This window comes from Pandoraea norimbergensis (assembly GCF_001465545.3).
In the GTDB taxonomy this organism is placed as follows: domain Bacteria; phylum Pseudomonadota; class Gammaproteobacteria; order Burkholderiales; family Burkholderiaceae; genus Pandoraea; species Pandoraea norimbergensis.
On sequence record NZ_CP013480.3, the window covers coordinates 3,437,769 to 3,457,471 of the forward strand.

A 19,703-nucleotide genomic window follows, 5' to 3' on the forward strand; every position below is an offset into this window, starting at 1 on the left:
CTGACCGTGGGCCAGCAAAGCGCAACGCCGCCTCACCCTCCTCACCCTCCTCACCCTCCTCACCCTCCTCACCCTCCTCACCCTCCTCACCCTCTTCCCCCTCTTCACCCTCCATCCCAGTCATAAGCATCCAACAAGAAAATAGTTGTGTGACGGGATGTGTGTGGGGAGGATGGTTGTTTTGCCTGAGGTGATGGGCGAGGCACGAGTGAGAGTTGGAAGCCATGTCGCGAGAGCGGGTGACGAAGGACCAAGCGGAACACCAACTGGGATACCAAGCGAGCGATCCATCCGAGCAACCGGATCGGGTGGCGGATTGGTTATTGGCGGGGTTGGAGTTAAAGAGCACGTTATTCCATGTTGGGGAATATTGCGGGGCTTTTCAGGCGTCGACGGCGGGTCACCAACGCGCGAGTTTCCATGTGGTGTTGGACGGCGGTTGTTACTTGCACGTAGGCGCAGAGAATGGTCAACCTGCGCGATCGATTCGATTGAGCAAGGGCGATGCGGTCTTCTTGCTTTCGGACCTGAGTCACTGCTTATCACCGGATGCGGCACCGCCTGCGGACTTATCCGCACGCGCGGGAAAAATGACCGCGTTAGCAGCAAAAGAACGCGAGCACACCACCACCACCACCACCCCATCCGTCGCCTTAGCCTGCGGCTTCTTTGAATTTCGCACCGAGCTGGACGCCTTGGTTCTCGGCATGTTGCCGAACCCGATCATTGCGCGGCGCGACAGTGGCCGACATGACGGGCTCACGCAAATTTTCGCGTTAATCCAGACGGAAGCGCGCCGCCCGGGCGAGACGCCCTCCCCGTTACTCGCGCGGCTCACCGACTTGCTTTTCTACTATGCGTTGCGTGAAGCCGTGCATGCCGAGGACGTTGCGCCGGGCATGTGGCGTTTAATGCGGCGCGACGCCTTTGGCCGTCTTGCTGCGGCAATCATCGAGTCGCCCGGTGAGCGGTGGACCACAGACACGATGGCAGATTTCGTGCATATGTCGCGGGCGCGCTTTTGCAAGCAGTTCGCCGAGATCGGTGGTCAGCCGCCTGCGCAGTTCGTGACACTAGTGCGCATGAAAACGGCGGCCGCGCTGCTACGCTCGGGCGTGTCATTACCCGACACTGCGGAACAGGTCGGCTATCAGTCCGAGTCTGCGTTCGCGCAGGCATTCAAGCGAGTCACAGGCATTCAACCGGGCGCGTGGCGTCGGCAGACGAGCGCCGACAACGCCACTGACGCGCGTTTGCCAGCCCCCTCCCCTGCGCCTTCCGCTGACGCAACCGTCACACATTACGCGTTACACTGACGCGCCCGCGTCGCCATGCCCGCTCACGGGAGGGCATGGCAAATTCAGCAATACTTCCGACGCATCCAGCCAGGCCACAGCCCGCAACAAAGAAACGTCAGACGCCGCCGTCCGCCGGATGAGACGAATCCGCAGTATTTCCAGACGCGCGCGCATTGAGTGCTTGGCCGGGCCTCTGCACAATGGAGGCTCGACTTTGAGGAGCCCGATATGAGCCGACTGCCGTTGCATACCGTTGAGACCGCCCCGGAGGCGAGCCGTCCGTTTCTAGAGAAATCGTTGGCGGCGAATGGATTCCTGCCGAACTTGGTGGCGTCGCTTGCCAATGCACCGACGGCGCTCGAGACGTACCTGACCGTGGGCGCGATCAACGGCCGCGCGAGCCTGACGCTGGCCGAGCGCGAAGTGGTGCAGATCACGGCGGCCGGCATTCATGGCTGCGGGTTCTGCGTGGCGGGCCATACGGCAGTGGCGCTCAAGAAGGCGCAACTTCCCGAAGCACTGGTCAATGAAATCCGCGATCAGCAGACGCTTTCCGATGCGAAACTCGATGCCGTTGCCGTGTTCACGCGCGCTGTCATCGCCACGCGCGGTGCGGTCTCCGACGCCGAGTTCTCGGCATTCAAATCCGCCGGGTTCGACGATGCAGCAGCCCTTGAAGTGGTGCTCGGCGTATCACTCGCGACGTTGTGCAACTTTGCCAACAATCTTTCGCAAAACGAACTGAATCCGCAACTGGCGGCATATCGCTGGGCGCCGAAGGGTCAGGCGGCATGAGCACGAACGCCAGCGCATCCAGCGATGCAACTGCGGCAGTCGCAAAGACCACAGACGCGCCTTTCGGCTTGAGCGTGCGCGCGCCCGCGCTTGCCGCATGGCTGGACGCCCATGCGGAAGTGCTGGACACCGACGCCACGCTCGGCGCGGATGTCGTGCCGCAACTGGCGCAGGCCGGGTTGTTGCGCGTTGGCGTGCCTATGGAACTGGGCGGGTCCGGCGGCACGATTGGCGACGCCATCGACAGCGTTGCGGCGGTAGCGAGCCATTCCTTTGCGGCCGCGTTCGTACTGTGGGGCCAGCGCACGTTTATCGAATATCTGCTGCAAAGCCCGAATCGCGGTTTGCGCGAGCGTTTGCTGCCGTCGCTGCTCAGTGGCGAGCTTGCCGGGGCAACGGGGTTGTCGAATGCGATGAAGTATTTGTCAGCCATCGAGCCGTTGCAGATTCGCGCGACCGAGCGCGCCGGCAACGGCGGCACGCCCGCGTGGCAGGTAACGGGTGGCTTGCCGTGGATTACCAACTTGCGCAAACAGGGCTTCGTGGCAGCGGCCGCGGCCGATCATGACGCAGGCGGCCCGCCATCGATCTTCGCGGTTGCGCACGATGCCGAGGGGGTGACGCGCAGCGACGATCTCGACCTGATCGGCTTGCGCGGCACGAACACGGCGGCCTTGCAAATGGCGGGCACACCGCTTGACGACAACGATCGCATTACCGACGACGCCCCCGCATGGCTGGTGCGTGTGCGGCCCGCGTTCCTGGGCTTGCAATGCGGTATGTCGCTCGGTCTTGCGCGCCGTAGTCTTGCGGCAACGAATGACGGCGGCCCGGGCGCACGCGCTGCCGTGGCCGATGAAGTCGGCGCCCTTGCCGACCAGATCGAGGCGCTTGCCACGCGCCTGAAGTCCGGCGTCGCGCAAGGCGAGTTCGTCACGACGCCCGCCAAACTGTTCGAGTTGCGCATTGCGCTGGCAGGCGTGGTTCACGACGCCGCAACGCTTGAAGTGCAAACGGGCGGTGGACGAGGCTACCTGCGCGGATTGTCGGGCGTTGCGCGACGTCAGCGCGAGGCGGCGTTCGTGCCGATCGTGACCCCGAGTCTCGTGCAGTTGAAGAATCAGTTGGCGGCGCAGCGAGCGAAGTCATCTCTCCCCGCTGACACTGCCGCAAAACCCCGGACCGGAACGGCCTCATGACGCACCCCACGGCGACGCAACGCACGCATGCCGACACGCTGACCACCCCGGCGCGCGACGATGACTCGCGCGCTGCCGAGGCATCAAAAACTACATCGGCGACGCCGAGCGTGCACGCCAAGCCGTTCCTCATGCTGCGCGGCATCGGGCTGGCCTACGGGCCGCGAGAAATTCTGCGGGGCGTCGATCTGAGCGTCGCGCCCGGAGAACTCGTTTCCGTGTTGGGCCCGAGCGGCTCCGGCAAATCGACCCTGCTGCGCATTGCGGCCGGGTTGCTGCCGCCGAGCGCCGGCACCGTCGATATCGATGGTGCGCCGTCGAGCGGTCCGCGTCCCGACGTCGCACTTGCGTTTCAAGACCCCTGCCTGCTGCCGTGGCTCTCGGTCGAACACAACGTGGCTTTCGGCCTCACGTTCACGCGCCAGCCCAAGCTCTCGCGCGATACGCGCCGCGAGCGCATCGATGCGGCACTCACCGAAGTCGGGCTTGCCCACGCGCATCATCTGCACCCGCGCCAGCTATCGGGCGGTATGGCGCAGCGTGTTGCGTTGGCGCGATGCCTCGCACGGCAACCGCGCGCGTTGTTGCTCGATGAGCCGTTTGGTGCACTCGATGAAGTCACACGTGCCGACATGCAGCGCCTGCTCGTCACCGTCGTGCGCGATACCGGCGCGGCGACCGTGCTGGTGACGCACGATATCGACGAGGCGCTGCTCGTCTCCGACCGCATCGTGCTGCTCGGCAATCAGGGGCGCACGTTGGCGCAATGGCACGTCGACATTCCCGCGCCGCGCGAGACGCAGGTGGAAGCACTGGGTGCGTTGCGCATTGAAATCCTGCAAGCGCTGCAACGCGCGATGTCGCGCGAAGCAACGAGTGCCGCAAACGTAACAACCGAATCGAACCTGTCCGGCGTCGCGAACTCGCGGGACGTATCGAACGCCACACCGAATTCGCTGTAGATAATTCACCACACCGACCATACCTACGGGGATCTCTTATCCATGTGCCAAATTTCCCGCCGTGAATGGCTCAAGCTTGCTTCGATGATGACGGTGGCCGGCGCTGCGCCGCTGCTGGCCTCGGCCGCCGCGCGTGCGGCCGTTGAGCCCGACGCGCCGTTGCGCATCGGCTATCTGCCGATCACCGACGCCACGCCATTGCTCGTCGCGCACAACAACGGGTACTTCGAGCAGGCCGGCATCAAAGCGGAAAAGCCCACCCTGCTGCGTAGCTGGGCACAGTTGATCGAGGCATTCCTGTCGGGTCAGGTCAACGTCGTTCACCTGCTCTCGCCCATGACGGTCTGGGCACGTTACGGCAGTCAGGCGCAGGCCAAGGTCGTCGCGTGGAACCACGTCAACGGCAGTGCGATTACCGTGACGAACGACATCAACAAAGTGAGCGATCTCGGTGGCAAGACCGTTGCCGTGCCGTTCTGGTATTCGATTCACAACGTGGTGCTGCAAGGGCTGCTCGCCGCCAACGGTTTGACGCCGGTACTCAAAAAGTCGGGCGCACCGGCTGCCAACGAAGTGAACCTGATCGTGATGGCCCCGTCGGATATGCCGCCGGCACTCGCCGCCAAGCAGATCGCGGGTTATATCGTGGCGGAACCGTTCAACGCCGCGGCCGAGAACCTCAAGGTTGGCAAGGTATTGCGCTTTACCGGCGACGTGTGGAAGAACCATGCCTGCTGCGTGGTCACGATGCACGAGCGCGATCTGAGCGCACGCCCCGAGTGGACGCAGAAGGTCGTCGACGCAATCGTGAAGGCGCAGGCATGGACGCGTACGCATCCGGAAGACGCCGCCCGCCTGCTCTCGAAGGAGGGCGAGAATCGCTATACGCCGCATCCGTTCCAGGTGTTGCAACGCGTGCTGGCCCCGTCGGCGGCGGAAGAAGGCCGCTATCTGGCGGACAAGGCGATCGTGCATGCCGATTGGCACGAAAAGCGTATCGACTTCCAACCGTATCCGTATCCCAGCTACACCGAAGCCCTCGTGCGTCATATGCAGAAGACGCAGGTGGAGGGCAATGCGCAGTTCCTCGCCAAGCTCGATCCGGCGTTCGTTGCGCGCGATCTGGTCGACGACCGTTTCGTGAAGAAGAGTATTGCGGCCGCGGGCGGCATGAAGGCCTTCGGGTTGCCGGAAGGCTTCACGCGTCAGGAGGTCATCGTTGTCTGAGTTGGCGTCCGCAAAGGCAAGCACTGCACCCGCCGCGTCGAACGGCCGGGCGACAGTTGCCGAAAATCCGCTGAGCGCCATGAACGCCGCAGGTGCCGCAGGTTCTGCAACCAATGCGAGCGCAGTCTCCGCCGGCCGCCGCGCATGGCTCGGGTTGGCGGGACTGGCCGGCATCATCGCGATCTGGTGGCTGGGCATTGCGCTGCTGACCACACCGGGCTCACTGGCGGCGCAGTTCTCGCCCGCGGCAGCACTGAGCGCACTGCCCGACCTGTTTCGCGACGAGCAACTCGGCCTGCATATTCTCGCGAGCTTGCGACGCATCGGCGTCGGGCTTGCATGGGCGCTGGTGCTGGGCGTGCCGCTCGGCTTTCTGATCGGTCGTGTGCGCTGGCTCGACGCGACGCTCACACCATCGCTGCAATTCCTTCGGATGGTGTCGCCACTGTCGTGGATGCCGATCGCCGTGATGTCGCTCGGCGTTGGCGACCCGGCCGTGTACTTTCTGCTCGCGTTTGCCGCATTGTGGCCGCTGGTGATGAGCACCGCCGCAGGCGTGACGCAAATCGACCGGCGCTGGGTGCAGTTGGGCGAGAGCCTGGCGGCCACCCGCTGGGAGATGCTCTGGCACGTCTACGTTCCCGGCATCGCCGCGCATGTGCTGACGGGCGTACGTCTGGCCATCGGCATTCTGTGGATCGTGCTGGTCCCGGCAGAAATGCTGGGCGTGAACGCCGGACTGGGCTACCTGATTCTCGACACCCGCGACCGGTTGGCCTATTCGGAACTGACGGCGGTCATTCTCGTCATCGGCGTGCTCGGCTTCGGCCTCGATTGGGCAGCGCGCTTCATCTATCGCCGCTTTAGCGGAACGATGACCGACGAGTGAGCGGTACCGCCGTGCGTTCAGGCCGCTACAATAGCGGCCTGAATTCATGACGCCCGACGGAGAACGGATCATCGAGCTAGAACGTATTTTGCAATCGCAGGGCTTCGGCAGTCGCAAGATGTGCCGCAAGCTGGTCGCCACCGGCGCCTTCGCCATCGACGGCGTGGTGCACGACAACCCGCGCGAGTCGATCGATCCGCACGGCCTGCACTTCACACTGGACGGCGAACCGTGGGAGTACCGCGAGCACGTCTATGTGCTGCTCAACAAGCCCGCCGGCTTCGAGTGCTCCACCAGCCCCACACACCACGAAGGCGTGCATTCGCTGCTGCCGCTGCCGTTGGCCGTGCGTGGCGTGCAACCTGCCGGACGTCTCGATCAGGACACCACCGGCATGTTGCTGCTCTCCGACGATGGCCCGTTTCTGCACGCCATGATGTCGCCGCGCCGTCACGTCCCCAAGCGCTACATCGCGACCACCAAGCACCCGGTGACGGACGAGATGCTGCAAGCGTTGCGTGATGGGGTGCTGTTGCGCGATGAGACAGAGCTGTTGGCAGCCACCGACGTGATGAGCCCCTCGTCACACGAGATCGCGCTCACGATCACGCAAGGCAAATACCATCAGGTCAAGCGGATGGTCGCCGCAGCGGGCAATCGGGTGGAAGGTCTGGTCAGAACCGCCATCGGTGGTCTTCCGATGGGGATACTCGCTGAAGGGGAATGGCGCTATCTCAACCCCGACGAACTGCTGTCACTACCGTACGAAATTCCAGCAACCGGTCAGCGGTAACGCCAGAATCGACGTCATCGACAGAAATGCCGGAAATGCCAAAAACAGCAGTGACAACACTAACGACGGCTAAAACGGCAATGACGCAGATGATGCCGATGACGCGGATGACACGGATGACGGCAACGAGAACGCCGCGAATTCAGCCGCGGCGTTAGCCAGCAAGTCTGCCGCCCGGCTTACCGCCCGCCGCGTCGCGGACCGGGGGTTCGGGCACCCGGACGCCCAGGCACCGAAGTGCCGGTCGTCCCGGTCGTCCCGCTCGTCGAGGATGTGCCGGGTGTGCCCGGCTTGGCAGACGTTGCGCCAGTCGACGCGCCACGCCCGCCTGCCGACGGCCGCGATGCGCCACCGCGAGGCAGCAGCACCTTATGGCTGTCGTCCTCCAGCAGGTACTGCGCGCCCTTGTCCTGTCCCAGCGCCTTGACCAGATACGGCATGGTCGTCTTCAGCGTTTCATACAGCTGGAACGGCGGGTTCACGATGAACATGCCGCTGCCGTGCAGCCCCATGCCGCCCGGCACCGGGGAGCTCACGGTCAATGCCACGTGCACCCAGTTCTTGATCGGCTGATCTTTGATCGTCAGGCGCTTCATGCGCTCCGGCAGTTGCGCGGCCTCACGGCGCTGCACCAGCGGATACCACACGGCGTACATACCGGTCGGAAAGCGATCGAGCCCTTCCTGCACCGCTTGCGTCGTGCGCGTGTAATCGCGCTTGTCTTCATACGACGGATCGATCAGCGTGAAACCGCGGCGCGGGGCCGGCGGCAGAATCGTCTTGAGGCCCGAAAAACCATCGGCGCCGAAGATCATCGTGCGACGGGCCACTTCACGGCCTTGTGCCTCGAAATTCTCGCGCAGAACTTCCTGCTCCGTCGGGTGCGCCTCGAACAAACGCAGGCGATCGCGATCGCCCAGCAGTTGCAGCGCGAAATACGGCGAGCCCGGGTAGTAGCGCAACTGGCCGTCCGGGTTGAACTCACGCACCAATGCCACGTAGTCTGCCAGTGCAGGCGGCAGGTCGTTTCGCTCCCACAGTCGGCCGATACCGGTGTGATACTCGCCCGTCTTGTCGGCCCACTTACCGTCAAGCGCATAGCCACCCGCGCCAGCGTGCGTGTCGATATACCAGAACGCCGTGTCTTTCTGGCGCATGTAATCGATGCATTCGACGGCGATGAAGTGTTTCAGTACGTCGGCGTGGTTGCCGGCGTGGAAGGCATGGCGGTAGCTGAACATTAGGCAGTTCCTGATTCGTCAGGCGCGATTGTAGCCGACGCGGCGCCCCAGCGCCCTCTCCGCACCCTCAGCGCCGTCAATCGCCTCGCACGAAAACCCCTCAAACACTTCGCGAACACTTCGCGAACACTTCGAAAATACCGCGCAGACACCCTTCAGCGCCCCCTGCTCAGGCGCGCTTTGCCGACTTCGACGCCCCCTTCGCCAACGCCTTGACGGCCTTGTGACGCGGGCATGCCACCAAATGGTCGTTGATCATGCCGGCTGCCTGCATGAACGAGTAGCAGATGGTCGAGCCGACGAAGGTGAAACCCGCCTTCTTGAGCGCCTTGCTCATCGCGTCGGACACTGCCGTGCTCGCGGGCACTTCGCCAAGCGTCTCCCAACGATTCTGCAACGGCTCGCCGCCGACGAACTGCCAGACGAAATCGGAGAATCGGGTACCGGCAGCCTCCATGGCCAAATAAGCCCGCGCACCCTTGATCACGCCGTTCACCTTCAGGCGGTTGCGTACGATGCCCGCATCGGCCATCAGCCGCGCTTCGTCCTGCGGACCGTAGGCGGCAATGCGCACCGGATCGAAGCCGTCGAATGCCTTGCGATAGTTGTCGCGCTTCTTGAGAATCGTCGACCACGACAACCCCGCCTGCGCCCCTTCAAGCATCAACAGCTCGAACAACGCACGCGAGTCGCGCAGCGGCACGCCCCACTCCTCATCGTGATACTGACGGTACTGCTCGAAGCCCTCGCTCCACGGACATCGTTCCATTGGCCCCTCGATCGTTGCGCCCTGAGCGCTTTCGCGCCGCAGACAAAGTCATTGAATTGACGCAAGTGTGCCAGCATTTACCGGGAAAGCACACGCCACGCATCGCGTAGCGGGTCGCTTTCGGCACTGTGGCATCGATGGCCCGGAATTTTCCGGGTGCCCTCTCGGAATCGGCTCCTTGGGGCACCCCGACTCACAACATCAACTGTCCGCCATTCACCTCGATGATCTGGCCCGTGACGTAGCTCGCCAGTGTCTCCGACGCGAGGTAGAGGAACGCGCCCGAGCACTCGTCCGGCACACCCAGACGCCCCATCGGAATGCTCTGGCGGAACGCCTCGATCTGCGCTTCGGTGCTGAACTGCTCGTGGAACGGCGTCATGATCACCCCCGGCGAGACGGCGTTCACGCGAATACGGTCGGGCATCAACTCCTTTGCCATGCCACGCGTGAGCGTGCTCACGAACCCCTTCGCCGCCGCATAGATCAGCGCCCCTGGGCCGCCGCCATGGCGCGCCGCAATCGACGTCACGTTGACGATGGCCCCGCCGCCCTGCTTGCGCATGGCCGGCACCACCGCACGTGAAAACGCCACGACCGAGCGCGCGTTGACGTTGAGCACGTCTTCGAAGAACGCGTCGGTGACTTCAGTGAATGGCGTGCGCTTGACGAGACTGCCCGCGTTGTTGATGAGCACGTCAATACGCCCGAAGCCGTCGAGCACGTGCGCCACGGCGGCATCGATGGCCCCCGTGTCGGCCACATCGGCGGCCACGGTCATGGCCTTAACGCCATAGGCGCGCACGGCCTCCGCCACCGCCTCGGCCTTCTCCCGCGAACGGTTGTAATGCACGGCCACATTGGCGCCTTGCGCCGCAAACGCCGTTGCGGCGGCGGCACCAATGCCGGTGCTCGCCCCCGTGATCAGCACGAATTTGCCTTTCAGGTCTTCCATGGTGAAATCCTCAAATCGTCAGTCGAGCCAGCGCGTGTCGTAAGCATGAACATGCTGCTCCTGCTCGCCCAGCCCTTCGATCCCCAGACGCATCACGTCGCCCGCTTTCAGATACACCGGCGGCTTGTGGCCCATGCCCACGCCCGGCGGCGTGCCGGTGGTAATCAGGTCGCCCGGCTTGAGCGTCGCGAACTGGCTCATGTAGTGCACGAGAAACGCGACATTGAAAATCATCGTCGACGTGTGACCGGTCTGACGGCGCACGCCATTCACGTCGAGCCACATGCCGAGTTGCTGCGGGTCGCGAATCTCGTCGGTCGTCACCAGCCACGGACCGACCGGGCCGAAGGTGTCGAAACCCTTGCCCTTGTCCCACGTACCGCCGCGCTCGATCTGATACTCGCGCTCGGAGACGTCGTTCACGATGCAGTAGCCCGCCACGTAGTCCAGCGCCTTCTCAAGCGGTACGTAGCGCGCCGTCGTGCCGATCACAAAGCCGAGTTCGACTTCCCAGTCGCCCTTGACCGAGTCTTTCGGTAGCACCACGGGGTCGTTCGGCCCGTTCAGGCAGTTGTCCCACTTGGTGAAGAGCACCGGCTCGGACGGCGCCGCCAGCCCCGCTTCGGCCGCGTGGTCGCTGTAGTTGAGGCCCACGGCAAGAAACTTGCCGAGACCCGTGAACGGCACCCCCAGACGCCCCGGCGCGGCCACGATCGGCAGCGCATCGACGTCGAGCGCACGCAGCGCCGCCAGCCCTTCCGGGCTCAGCGTCTCGGCAGTGATATCGGTGAGCACGTTCGACAGATCGCGCACTTTGCCGGCCGCATCGAGCAGGCCCGGCTTTTCTTGGCCCTTGGGGCCGTAACGCAGCAATTTCAAAGCAGTTCTCCCAATTGGAGCAGTGGTAGCGGTGGATCAGTTCGACCAGCCGCCGTCGATCACGTGAATGGCCCCGGTGGTGAAGGCCGCATCGTCGGAACCCAGATACACGGCAAGCGCCGCAATTTCGTCAGGCGAGCCAACGCGTCCCATCGGCTGACGCGCCACAAACTGCGCGCGCACCGCCGCTTCGTCAGTGCCCGCTGCATTGGCCTGCGTCGCGATGCGCTGACGCAGCGACGGCGACTCGACCGTGCCCGGACAAATGGCGTTGCAACGAATGCCGTGCGCCACATAGTCGGCCGCGATGGACTTCGTCAGTCCGATCACCGCCGCCTTGGTCGCGCCGTACGCACAGCGATTGGCGACGCCCTTGACGCTCGACGCCGCCGACGACATGTTGATGATCGAACCGCGCCCGGCGGCCAGCATGGCCGGCAGAAAGGCCCGCGTGGTGCGGTACATGCTCTTCACGTTCAGGTCGAACGAGAAGTCCCATGCCGCGTCGTCGCACTCGAGAACCGAGCCGTGGTGCACGAAGCCCGCGCAGTTGAACAGCACGTCGATGGCGCCGATTTCGCCGGCCAGCGCCGCAACGGCGGCGGTATCGGTCACGTCGAGCGGGCGACGTACAAGGTTCGGGTGATCGTCGAGCTCACGCAGTCCTTCCGCATTCAGATCGGTCGCGATCACGCGGGCGCCCTCGCGCAAGTACGCTTCGACGCTGGCGCGTCCGATGCCCTGCGCTGCGGCGGTAATCAAGGCGGTCTTACCCGCCAGTCGGCCTGCCATCGGTGTCTCCTTGATGCTGGGATTGTTCGGAATGCTCGGGGGGCTCGGAATGTTCGGAATGTGCTGAAGGCTCTGTGCTGCCGATGTAGGCCTCTCGCACGCGGCACAAATGCCGGCGCATCGCCTCGGCGGCCTGCGCCGGATCGCGCGCCTGCAAGGCGGCAATGATGTCGCGGTGATCCTGCAAGCTGCGCTCCAGCACGCCCGCCACTTGCGACGTGACGCGCCGGCTCTTCTTGCCAAGCAGATACAGACTGTTGGCGATGCTTTGCAGAAAGGGGTTATCGCATGCGTCGATGATCGTCTCGTGAAACGCCATGTCGGCCGCCGAGAAGGTCTCGGGGTTGCCGAGCAGCGACTGCTCGTCCTCGACCAGCGCGTGCAGGCGCGCGAGGTGGGCATCGCTCATCTGACTGGCCGCCAGCGCCGCGACGCCGGGCTCGATGACCAGACGAGCATCGAACAGCGCTTCGAGCGTGCCCGCGTTTAACTCGATCACCATCTCCAGCGGCTCCAGCAACTCGCGCGTCTGAAGCGTGCCGACGAACGTCCCCTCGCCCTGCCGGATGCGTAACAGGCCCAGCAACGCCAATCCGCGAATGGCCTCGCGCACGGCCGGCCGGCCCACGCCGAGCATGGCCGCGAGATCGCGTTCAGGGGGGAGTTGCTGACCGGGCTTGAGCAGCCCGGTACGAATCATCGTGAGCAGCCGCTGGGCGACTTGCTCCGAGACGGAGACCTGCACGATGGGATCGAAGGACATGGCAGCCGGATCGTGAAGTGAACCGGACGCGTCATGCCAAATGCTGCGATGGCGGGACGCCCGTCGTTCAGTGGTAAGACCAATGAACACGACGATACGACTGATACCGATCGGATGTCAACTCATTGCACTCAATGTTTCATCCTATGGAATTTCTTGCCGATTGGGCACTCGGAGTCAAATGCATGGATGGCCGCAAATCGTTTGGCCATGCGCGTTTCGAGCCAAATGATGTTTTGGCCGGTGGCACGTCGTCATCGCGCCCTTTCTGTTGTCTGGGTGTCGCTTTTCTGCGACCATGATTCGCTGCCTCGGGGTTCCTGCCGGGGCAATGCTCCCGCCGTATCCGCTGTATCCGCTTTATCCCTCGAATCCCCCCGAATTCTGGAGTCTCCGACGATGTCCTCCTCAAAGACCGCCAAGCTGGGCCACTGGACCATGTACATGCCGATCGTGGCCCTCGTCGCGTGGGGCATTGCCGGTGTCCTGCCCTACGGTGTCTCGCTCACGGTATGTGCCATCGCCCTCGCCGGTGCGGTGTTCTCGGCCGTGCACCACGCCGAAACTGTCGCTCACAAGGTCGGTGAGCCGTTTGGCACACTGGTCCTCGCCGTGGCCGTGACCATCATCGAAGTGGCGCTGATCGTCTCGGTCATGCTCTCAGGCGGCCCGGACAAAGCCGGTCTCGCCCGCGACACGGTGTTCGCGGCCATCATGATCGTGTCGACGGGGATTGTGGGTCTGTGCCTGCTGTTTGGCGGGGTTCGCCATCACACGCAGGGCTTCCACGTGGAAGGCGCGAGCGCTGCTCTCGCCGTGCTGTGCGCACTCTCGGTGCTCACGCTGGTGCTGCCGAACTACACCAGCTCAGTGCTTGGACCGGGACTCACGTCCTCGCAACTGGCCTTCGAGGGCGTCATTGCGCTGGTGCTGTACATGGTGTTCGTGTTCGTGCAGACGGTAAGCCATCGCGACTACTTTCTCGCGAAGGCGCCCAGTGAAGAAGTCCACGTGCCGCCGCCCTCGCGCCGCACTGCCGTGCTGAGTCTTGGCTTGCTGGTGATCGCGTTGCTCGCAGTCGTCGCGTTGGCGAAGAAGCTGTCGCCGGCGGTGGAGCAAGCGGTGGCCGAAGCGGGTGCGCCGAAAGCGGTGGTGGGGATTGTGATTGCTGCGCTGGTGCTGCTGCCGGAAGGGCTGGCCGCGCTGCGTGCCGCACGTGCCAACAAGCTCCAGACGAGCCTGAATCTGGCACTCGGCTCGGCACTCGCCAGTATCGGCCTGACCATTCCTACGGTGGCGGCCGTCTCCCTGTTCCTCCACATTCCGATCGAACTGGGTCTGGCGCCCAAAGAGACGGTACTGCTGGCGGTCACGCTACTGGTGAGCGTGATCTCGCTTGGCACGGGGCGCACTACGGTGCTGCAAGGTGCGGTTCACCTTGTGCTGTTCGCGGCGTTCCTGTTTCTGGCGATCGTGCCTTAATGGCCTGAATCAGCGGCATGAATCTGCGGCCTTGAATCCGCCGCGTTGTGTCTGAAACATCGTGCGGGCACCTCAGCGGTGCCCCGCACGCTGGTCCTGAGCGATCAGGACTTCGACGTTCCCTTGGCGGGCGCTGCCGTGCCCGTTTCGCCACCCGCGTCATTCTTGCCTGCGTCAGCGTCAGCCGGTGCCGGGGCCTTGCCCAGCAGCGAGCCGAGCAGCTTGCTGCCCGCGGGGTTGCGCTTGCCTTGCGCGCCGACGCCATTGCCCGAGGGCGGGCCGCGGCGCACGCCGGCGTTGATCTTCAGGCCTTGTTGCTTGGCGAGGTCGAATTTTTTGAGCGTCATGATGATGGTCCTTGTGACCTCCGCTTCGGAGGCCGGTACAGCGTAGCGGTGGTCGCTCAGGGATCGATGCCGAGCGCGCCGTCTTCTACGAGCGTTTTTGCCAATGCATGGGCGGCTTCGAGCGCGTCGCCTGCCCAGCGGTAGGTATCGGGTGTCGTGTGCACGAGCGGCGGGTCGAGCGTTTCGATCACGTCGTCCACGTCGCGCCAGCCGGTAAAGTGCACCACTCCCTGAAACTGCCCGTCAGGCATGGGCGCGGTTTCCGCCCAGTAGTAAAAATCGCCCGCCAGCAGGCAGCCTTCGAAACCCATATCCGATCCCGCAAAAAGGCGGCATCGTAGCACGACGGGCGGCATACCGTCGTCACGCAGTAGAATACTGCGGCATAGCAACCTACGACTCTCTTACCGACATCACGATGTTCACCGGAATTGTTCAAGGCACGGCCACGCTGTCGTCCATCGAAGATCGCGACGGCATGCGCACTCTGGCGCTGGCGTTTCCCGAGGGCTTTTGCGAAGACCTCACGCTGGGCGCAAGCGTCTCGGTCGACGGCGTGTGCCTCACCGTCACGCAACTGCTCTCCCCCACTGCCGCATCGTTCGACGTCATTCTGCAAAGTCTGAACGTGACCACGCTCGGCAGCTTCGGCGTAGGCGCGCAGGTCAATGTCGAGCGCGCCGCCAAAGACGGCGCCGAAATCGGCGGCCACCCGCTCTCGGGCCACATCGACTTCTCGACCGAAATCCTGAGCGTGCGCACCTCGGACACGAATCGTGTGCTGCGCATCGCGATTCCCGAAGCGTTTCGCAAGTACGTGTTCGCGAAGGGTTACATCGCGATCAACGGCGCGAGCCTCACCGTCTCGGAGGTCAATCGTCAGGAAGGCTGGTTCGAAGTGTGGCTGATTCCGGAAACGCGCCGCATGACCACGTTCGAAGACAAGCTCGACGGCGCTCGCTTGAATATCGAAATCGAGCGCAGCACGCAGGTCGTGGTCGACACCGTGCGCGAAGCCGTGCAAGAGAGCCTCGGCCGCTTGCAGCCCGTGCTCGAAGCACTGCTCAAGGAGAAAGGGCTGACGCTGGACGACTTCGTGTCGGTGCCGCAACTGCCCGCTGCGGACACCAAGGCTTAATTTGGCATCAAGCCACTTCAGGCCACCGACAACCCCCAAAGGACATTCATGCAATTAGCCACCTGCGAGTTTAATTAGTGTTCCATAACGTCTCAATACGTTCCTAACCCTCCGTCTTCTCCCCTGAACCTCTTGAATCTTCGTTTCGTAGCGTGTCAAGATGCGCCCCTACATCGCGCATAAAGTGGGTAGCTAGGTGGGTAGCTAAAAGCGCCCGGCCAACTAGCTACCCACCCTGAAGGGAGGGGCTACTTGGCAAAACTCACGCACCTGTTGAATGACATCCAGATTAGGAACTGGGTGTCGAAAGGCGAAGCCATCGCGCGCTCTGATGGCGATGGCCTCACCTTCACCCTGTCCGACGCCGGCACGGCGACATGGATCCTTCGCTACCGCATCGGCAAAGGCCGCCGGCGCGAACTCACCATCGGGAACTACCCCGATGTTTCCCTGGCCTCCGCACGCGAGAAGGCCCGCGTCGCCCGCGTTGCCATCGACGAGGGCCGCGACCCGGCTATCGAAAAGCAAGAAGAAAAGAACCGGGTGCAGGCCGCGTGGAGCGTGCGCGACCTGATCGCCGACTACAGGGAAAAGTGTCTGCTGCTCACCGAGTACGCCCAGGACACCATCGACTACCGAAACCGCGACTACGACCAAATCATCATCCCCTACATCGGCGCGCGCCCCGTGCAGCGCGTCACGGCCATCGACATCGTGTCGATGCTCACCGACTGCAAACGCACCTGGACAGTATCGAAGCGCATCCTCACCTCTGCATCCAAGCTGTTCGACCATGCCTGCGGCCTGAAAATCATCGCCGCCAATCCCTGCACTGGCGTCAAGCTGAAGTCCATCAAGGGGCCGCGCCCGCCCATCCGAAAGCGCGTCATGCTGCTGGAAGAAGAGCTGCGCGAACTGCTGCCCGACATCGACTTCATCGGCGTGGAGAACGCCTACGCCTTCCGCATTCTGCTGGCAACGTGCGTGCGCGGCGTCGAGCTGGTGAAGGCCAAGAAAGCGCATATCTTCCTTGACCTGGGTATGTGGTGGATACCAGACGAATCGGTGAAGACCCGCCGGGGCTTCCTCGTGCCCCTCACGCCCGTGGTGGTCGAGTGGTTCCGCGCCCTGTTTGAAATGTCTGGGGAATCCATCTACGTGCTGCCCGCGCGCCAAGAGCGCCGGCGCCGCAACAAGGGCGGCGATACCCACGTCGGGGAAACGACCCTCTGGGCGGCCATCCGCCGCGCCTTCGAGCGCAAGGACATCGAGATCCGCAAGTTCACCCCACACGATACCCGCTCAACGGCCAAGGGCCACCTGCGCAACATGGGCGTGTCGTGGGAAGAATCCGAGGTGGCGCTCAACCACAAGCTGGGCGAGCTGGACGAGATTTACGACGTGCGCGAGGAAAGGCCGGAGCGGCGCGAGGCGCTGGAAAAGTGGTGCGAGTTCATCGTGGCCTGCGAAACGGGCGCGCCCACGCCGGCGTTCGTCAAGCCAACACAGAGCAGCAACGTCATCCGCCTGTTGTCAGCCGCCTAGCATGAGCTTGTCGGGGATGTCGCGCAGGCCGGGCACCAGCACCAGATCACCCAACACGCCTTCAACGGTGCGGTGGGCGTTGCAATGCTTGGCGTAGGCGAGGAACGACATCACGCGCTGGCGCACGTCGGGTAGATCGACCTCGCCGGCGAAATACTGGGTCATGAGCCGGCGGAAGTCAGCGCGGGCGCGCTTGATATTGCGCTTGCGCGGGAGGATATGCGTCGGCCAGATGCGGTAGCCGCAAAAGTCCACGCCGCGCTGCCACGGGTGAATCGCGGTCTTCGGGTTGAGCGACAGGCCCAGGCTATTGACGACCTTTTCCAGGGCCTGTAGCACGCGCTGGGCTTCAGCCTTGCCCTGCACCACCACCACGAAGTCGTCCATGTACCGCACGTAGAAGCGCAGGCCCATGTCGTCCTTGGCGATGTGATCGAGGCGGTTCAACAAGACGTTCGCCGCGAGCTGGCTGGTCAGCGCACCGACTGGCAGGCCCAGCCCGGCCTCGTGGCCGTATCCGCTGATGATTTGCCGCCAGAGCCAGAGCACGCCAGGATCCGAAATGACCCGCTCCACCTCGTCCATGAGAATGTGATGCTGGATGCTGGCGAAATACTTGCTGATGTCCGCCTTCACCACATAGATGTCGTCGCCCCAGTTCCGCTTCGCCACGCGCAGGAAGTGCTGCACGCGCATGACGGCGCGCTGGGTGCCTTTGCCCTCGCGGCAAGCGTAGCTGTCGTAAATGAACCGGCGCTCGAAGTGCGGCTCCACGACCTGCACCAGCGCATGGTGAACGACGCGATCTTGAAATGGTGGCGCCTGAATCAGGCGTAGCTTGGGCTCGCGCACCACGAACTCGCGTTGCGGGCCGGGCTTCCAAGTCTTCCAGAGCATGTGATTCTGGATGTTGAAGAGGTGCTCTTCAGCCTCTACCGCGAACTGCATTACCTCGTTGCGATACCGCTTTCCATCGCGGGCGCCCATGTAGGCCAGGTGCAGATTTTCAAAGGAGGTGAGTTCGTCCCAAAGACCATTCACAGTGCGCGGCATGTCTTCCTATTCAGTGTGGTCGGGTGCTGCCACGTCCGCCGGTTTCCCGGCTACTGGCCGCAGCGCCCTGTTCATCTTCGACAACATGGTCAGGACAAAGGCCCCAAAGGATATGCACTGGACGGCGGCCCGTGGGCCGCGCGCCTTCTGGCACTATTCGTTTGCGAGGCGACCGCCGATATTCGTGTTGACGTTCGACGCGGGATTGTTGACGTTCAGGCAGAAGAGCCCGTCGTTCGCGCCGTTGTCCCAATTGCCGCCGTTATAAGCCCTTGCCCGTTCAAAAACCGGGGTGGTGCTCTACGACATGGCGGCTCCTTCGTGCTTGATCCACGCGCCGACCATGCGGCCAATTTCGTTCGTGTGTTTCATCCAGACTTCCAGGCGATGCGTGTTGATGTATTCGAGGCGATGGGCCTTGCGGATGAAGTGCCGGAACACCTCGATTTCCACGTCCAAGTCGAAAAGCGACGAAGCCTTCTGTCGGCGCTTCCACGCCACGACGGCCAGGCGGCATACCTTATTCATGGCCGCCCGCATTTCCGCGCAAAGCAAGTGCCTTTCCAGCTTCGGGAACTGATGCAGCACGGTATGCGTGTAGGCATCGAGCTCTTCCAACTTGGTGATGAGCTTCAGGTATGCGTCGTTTTTCAAGTCAGCCTTTCCCCTTCATCCTCTTCGATGTTTTTCTGGCAGTGCTGGGCGTCGAAGGCGTCGAGCAGTTTGCACAGGATGCACCCCCACCGCTTTCCAGAGCGAGCGGCCTTCCCGGCCCGGCTGCTGATGGTTTCATCCTCGCTGCCGGCAAGCGCGGCGTTCAAGGTCTGGTCGTTGGAGACGGCCACCCGGAAAGCGCGATCACTTCCACCGATAGCCGACACCAGCGCCAGCATGTTGCCCGCCAGCGTCATCAGCATGGAGCCCAGCAGCAGGGCGATTCGGGCGCAATACTGCTTCACCTTGCGCCCGCCCGTTACCAGGAAATGGCGGACAGGTCTTCCAGGGACGCGGTGGCGCCGATGGCATCTTCGGCGGCCTGACGCCGACCAATGAGCACGCCGGAGGCCGCCGCGTAGGCGTTCATCTTGTCGAGCACGCGCGAGGCGAGCTCCGCGACCGGCAGGCCGCGCGCCGTGGCGATGGCGGTCAGCAGCGGAGCGTCCGCGCCGGCGTCGGCGGCCAGCGCCGTGGCTTCCTTGACCTGCTGGGGCCAGGACTGCACTTCGCTGTCAGGGTAGTCGGCAGCCAGCGCGGCCACCGCCTTCTGGCACTCGGCGTTGATTTCGGTCAGCTTGGCCGCCTTCGCCGCGTTCAGGATGGCCGCGTCGCTGGCTTCGAGGATGTCCTCGCCCAGCAGTTCGACCAGATCCTGACTGCACGCCGGCACGTCTTCCGGCTGGCCGGGAACCGTGACCGAAATGAACAGGCGACCGGGGCGGTACGCCTCGGGGACGAGGTACGCTTTGACCTTGGCGGCGGTTGCCACCTCGGGCAGCGGCACGGTCATGGTGGAGCCTTCGACTTCCACCACCAGATTCCCGTTTTCGATTTGCATTTACTGCTCCTTTCTTGAGAG

21 protein-coding genes and 1 pseudogene are annotated in these 19,703 nt (G+C 63.5%); 10 read left to right on the forward strand and 12 right to left on the reverse strand.

Translation table 11 applies throughout. The features are described 5' to 3' along the window. The first annotated feature begins 224 nt into the window (after positions 1-224). From AT302_RS14890 to AT302_RS14920, 7 genes are all read left to right on the forward strand, one after another. The gene (locus AT302_RS14890) at positions 225-1,316 is read left to right on the forward strand and encodes an AraC family transcriptional regulator (RefSeq protein WP_084656250.1); all 1,092 of its coding nucleotides are present in this window, start codon (positions 225-227) and stop codon (positions 1,314-1,316) included. 210 nt (positions 1,317-1,526) lie between these two features. Further along, positions 1,527-2,093 carry a carboxymuconolactone decarboxylase family protein gene (locus AT302_RS14895; RefSeq protein ID WP_058379090.1) on the forward strand — a complete coding sequence of 189 codons (567 nt, stop codon included), beginning with the start codon at positions 1,527-1,529 and terminating at the stop codon, positions 2,091-2,093. Then, a complete protein-coding gene (locus AT302_RS14900) occupies positions 2,090-3,292 on the forward strand; it encodes an acyl-CoA dehydrogenase family protein (protein ID WP_084656251.1) in 1,203 nt (400 codons plus the stop codon). Before AT302_RS14895 ends, AT302_RS14900 begins: the two co-directional genes overlap by 4 nt. 131 nt (positions 3,293-3,423) lie before the next feature. Next, positions 3,424-4,254 (forward strand): ABC transporter ATP-binding protein, encoded by an 831-nt coding sequence (locus tag AT302_RS14905; protein ID WP_084656609.1) that lies wholly within the window; start codon positions 3,424-3,426, stop codon positions 4,252-4,254. 42 nt (positions 4,255-4,296) lie between these two features. Further along, complete coding sequence (locus AT302_RS14910; protein WP_058379091.1) at positions 4,297-5,481, forward strand: ABC transporter substrate-binding protein; 1,185 nt, start codon at positions 4,297-4,299, stop codon at positions 5,479-5,481. A 79-nt stretch (positions 5,482-5,560) separates the two neighbouring features. Beyond that, positions 5,561-6,370: an ABC transporter permease gene (locus AT302_RS14915; RefSeq protein WP_058380350.1), complete on the forward strand. Its 810-nt coding sequence runs from the start codon at positions 5,561-5,563 to the stop codon at positions 6,368-6,370. A gap of 70 nt (positions 6,371-6,440) precedes the next feature. After that, positions 6,441-7,163 (forward strand): pseudouridine synthase, encoded by a 723-nt coding sequence (locus tag AT302_RS14920; protein WP_058380351.1) that lies wholly within the window; start codon positions 6,441-6,443, stop codon positions 7,161-7,163. Positions 7,164-7,546: 383 nt separating this feature from the next. Here AT302_RS14920 and AT302_RS14925 read toward each other — a convergent pair. The 6 genes and pseudogenes from AT302_RS14925 to AT302_RS14950 form a co-directional block, all read right to left on the reverse strand. Next, positions 7,547-8,404 (reverse strand): annotated as a pseudogene (locus AT302_RS14925) (23S rRNA (adenine(2030)-N(6))-methyltransferase RlmJ); the annotation flags it as partial. A 169-nt stretch (positions 8,405-8,573) separates the two neighbouring features. Further along, positions 8,574-9,173 carry a DNA-3-methyladenine glycosylase I gene (locus tag AT302_RS14930; RefSeq protein ID WP_058379092.1) on the reverse strand — a complete coding sequence of 200 codons (600 nt, stop codon included), beginning with the start codon at positions 9,171-9,173 and terminating at the stop codon, positions 8,574-8,576. Positions 9,174-9,366: 193 nt separating this feature from the next. Then, entirely contained in the window at positions 9,367-10,128 is a 762-nt protein-coding gene (locus AT302_RS14935; RefSeq protein WP_058379093.1) for an SDR family NAD(P)-dependent oxidoreductase, read from the reverse strand. 18 nt (positions 10,129-10,146) lie between these two features. Further along, positions 10,147-11,007 (reverse strand): fumarylacetoacetate hydrolase family protein, encoded by an 861-nt coding sequence (locus AT302_RS14940; RefSeq protein ID WP_058379094.1) that lies wholly within the window; start codon positions 11,005-11,007, stop codon positions 10,147-10,149. A gap of 36 nt (positions 11,008-11,043) precedes the next feature. Next, positions 11,044-11,799: an SDR family oxidoreductase gene (locus AT302_RS14945; RefSeq protein WP_058379095.1), complete on the reverse strand. Its 756-nt coding sequence runs from the start codon at positions 11,797-11,799 to the stop codon at positions 11,044-11,046. Further along, positions 11,777-12,562 carry a FadR/GntR family transcriptional regulator gene (locus tag AT302_RS14950; protein WP_084656253.1) on the reverse strand — a complete coding sequence of 262 codons (786 nt, stop codon included), beginning with the start codon at positions 12,560-12,562 and terminating at the stop codon, positions 11,777-11,779. The genes AT302_RS14945 and AT302_RS14950 overlap by 23 nt, the downstream gene beginning before the upstream one ends. A gap of 399 nt (positions 12,563-12,961) precedes the next feature. Between AT302_RS14950 and AT302_RS14955 the strand changes: the two genes are divergently transcribed. Then, positions 12,962-14,044 carry a calcium:proton antiporter gene (locus tag AT302_RS14955; RefSeq protein ID WP_058379096.1) on the forward strand — a complete coding sequence of 361 codons (1,083 nt, stop codon included), beginning with the start codon at positions 12,962-12,964 and terminating at the stop codon, positions 14,042-14,044. A 104-nt stretch (positions 14,045-14,148) separates the two neighbouring features. Here the strand turns inward: AT302_RS14955 and AT302_RS14960 are convergent, their stop codons facing one another. Both AT302_RS14960 and AT302_RS14965 read right to left on the reverse strand, forming a co-directional pair. After that, on the reverse strand, positions 14,149-14,391 hold the full coding sequence (locus AT302_RS14960) for a hypothetical protein (protein WP_058379097.1): 243 nt from the start codon (positions 14,389-14,391) through the stop codon (positions 14,149-14,151). Between the two features lie 56 nt (positions 14,392-14,447). After that, positions 14,448-14,702 carry a hypothetical protein gene (locus tag AT302_RS14965; RefSeq protein WP_058379098.1) on the reverse strand — a complete coding sequence of 85 codons (255 nt, stop codon included), beginning with the start codon at positions 14,700-14,702 and terminating at the stop codon, positions 14,448-14,450. 107 nt (positions 14,703-14,809) lie between these two features. Between AT302_RS14965 and AT302_RS14970 the strand changes: the two genes are divergently transcribed. Then, positions 14,810-15,529, forward strand: a complete 720-nt coding sequence (locus AT302_RS14970; RefSeq protein WP_058379099.1) for a riboflavin synthase — start codon at positions 14,810-14,812, stop codon at positions 15,527-15,529. A gap of 252 nt (positions 15,530-15,781) precedes the next feature. Then, positions 15,782-17,074 (forward strand): tyrosine-type recombinase/integrase, encoded by a 1,293-nt coding sequence (locus tag AT302_RS14975; protein WP_058379100.1) that lies wholly within the window; start codon positions 15,782-15,784, stop codon positions 17,072-17,074. On the opposite strand, the gene AT302_RS14980 is transcribed toward AT302_RS14975, so the two are convergent. From AT302_RS14980 to AT302_RS15000, 4 genes are all read right to left on the reverse strand, one after another. Next, on the reverse strand, positions 17,063-18,127 hold the full coding sequence (locus AT302_RS14980; RefSeq protein WP_058379101.1) for a reverse transcriptase/maturase family protein: 1,065 nt from the start codon (positions 18,125-18,127) through the stop codon (positions 17,063-17,065). The genes AT302_RS14975 and AT302_RS14980 overlap by 12 nt on opposite strands. 300 nt (positions 18,128-18,427) lie before the next feature. Beyond that, a complete protein-coding gene (gene avd, locus AT302_RS14990) occupies positions 18,428-18,781 on the reverse strand; it encodes a diversity-generating retroelement protein Avd (RefSeq protein WP_058379103.1) in 354 nt (117 codons plus the stop codon). Continuing rightward, positions 18,778-19,086 carry a hypothetical protein gene (locus AT302_RS14995; RefSeq protein ID WP_237171937.1) on the reverse strand — a complete coding sequence of 103 codons (309 nt, stop codon included), beginning with the start codon at positions 19,084-19,086 and terminating at the stop codon, positions 18,778-18,780. The genes avd and AT302_RS14995 overlap by 4 nt, the downstream gene beginning before the upstream one ends. Before the next feature lie 14 nt (positions 19,087-19,100). Further along, positions 19,101-19,682 carry a hypothetical protein gene (locus AT302_RS15000; RefSeq protein WP_058379104.1) on the reverse strand — a complete coding sequence of 194 codons (582 nt, stop codon included), beginning with the start codon at positions 19,680-19,682 and terminating at the stop codon, positions 19,101-19,103. Positions 19,683-19,703 lie beyond the last annotated feature (21 nt).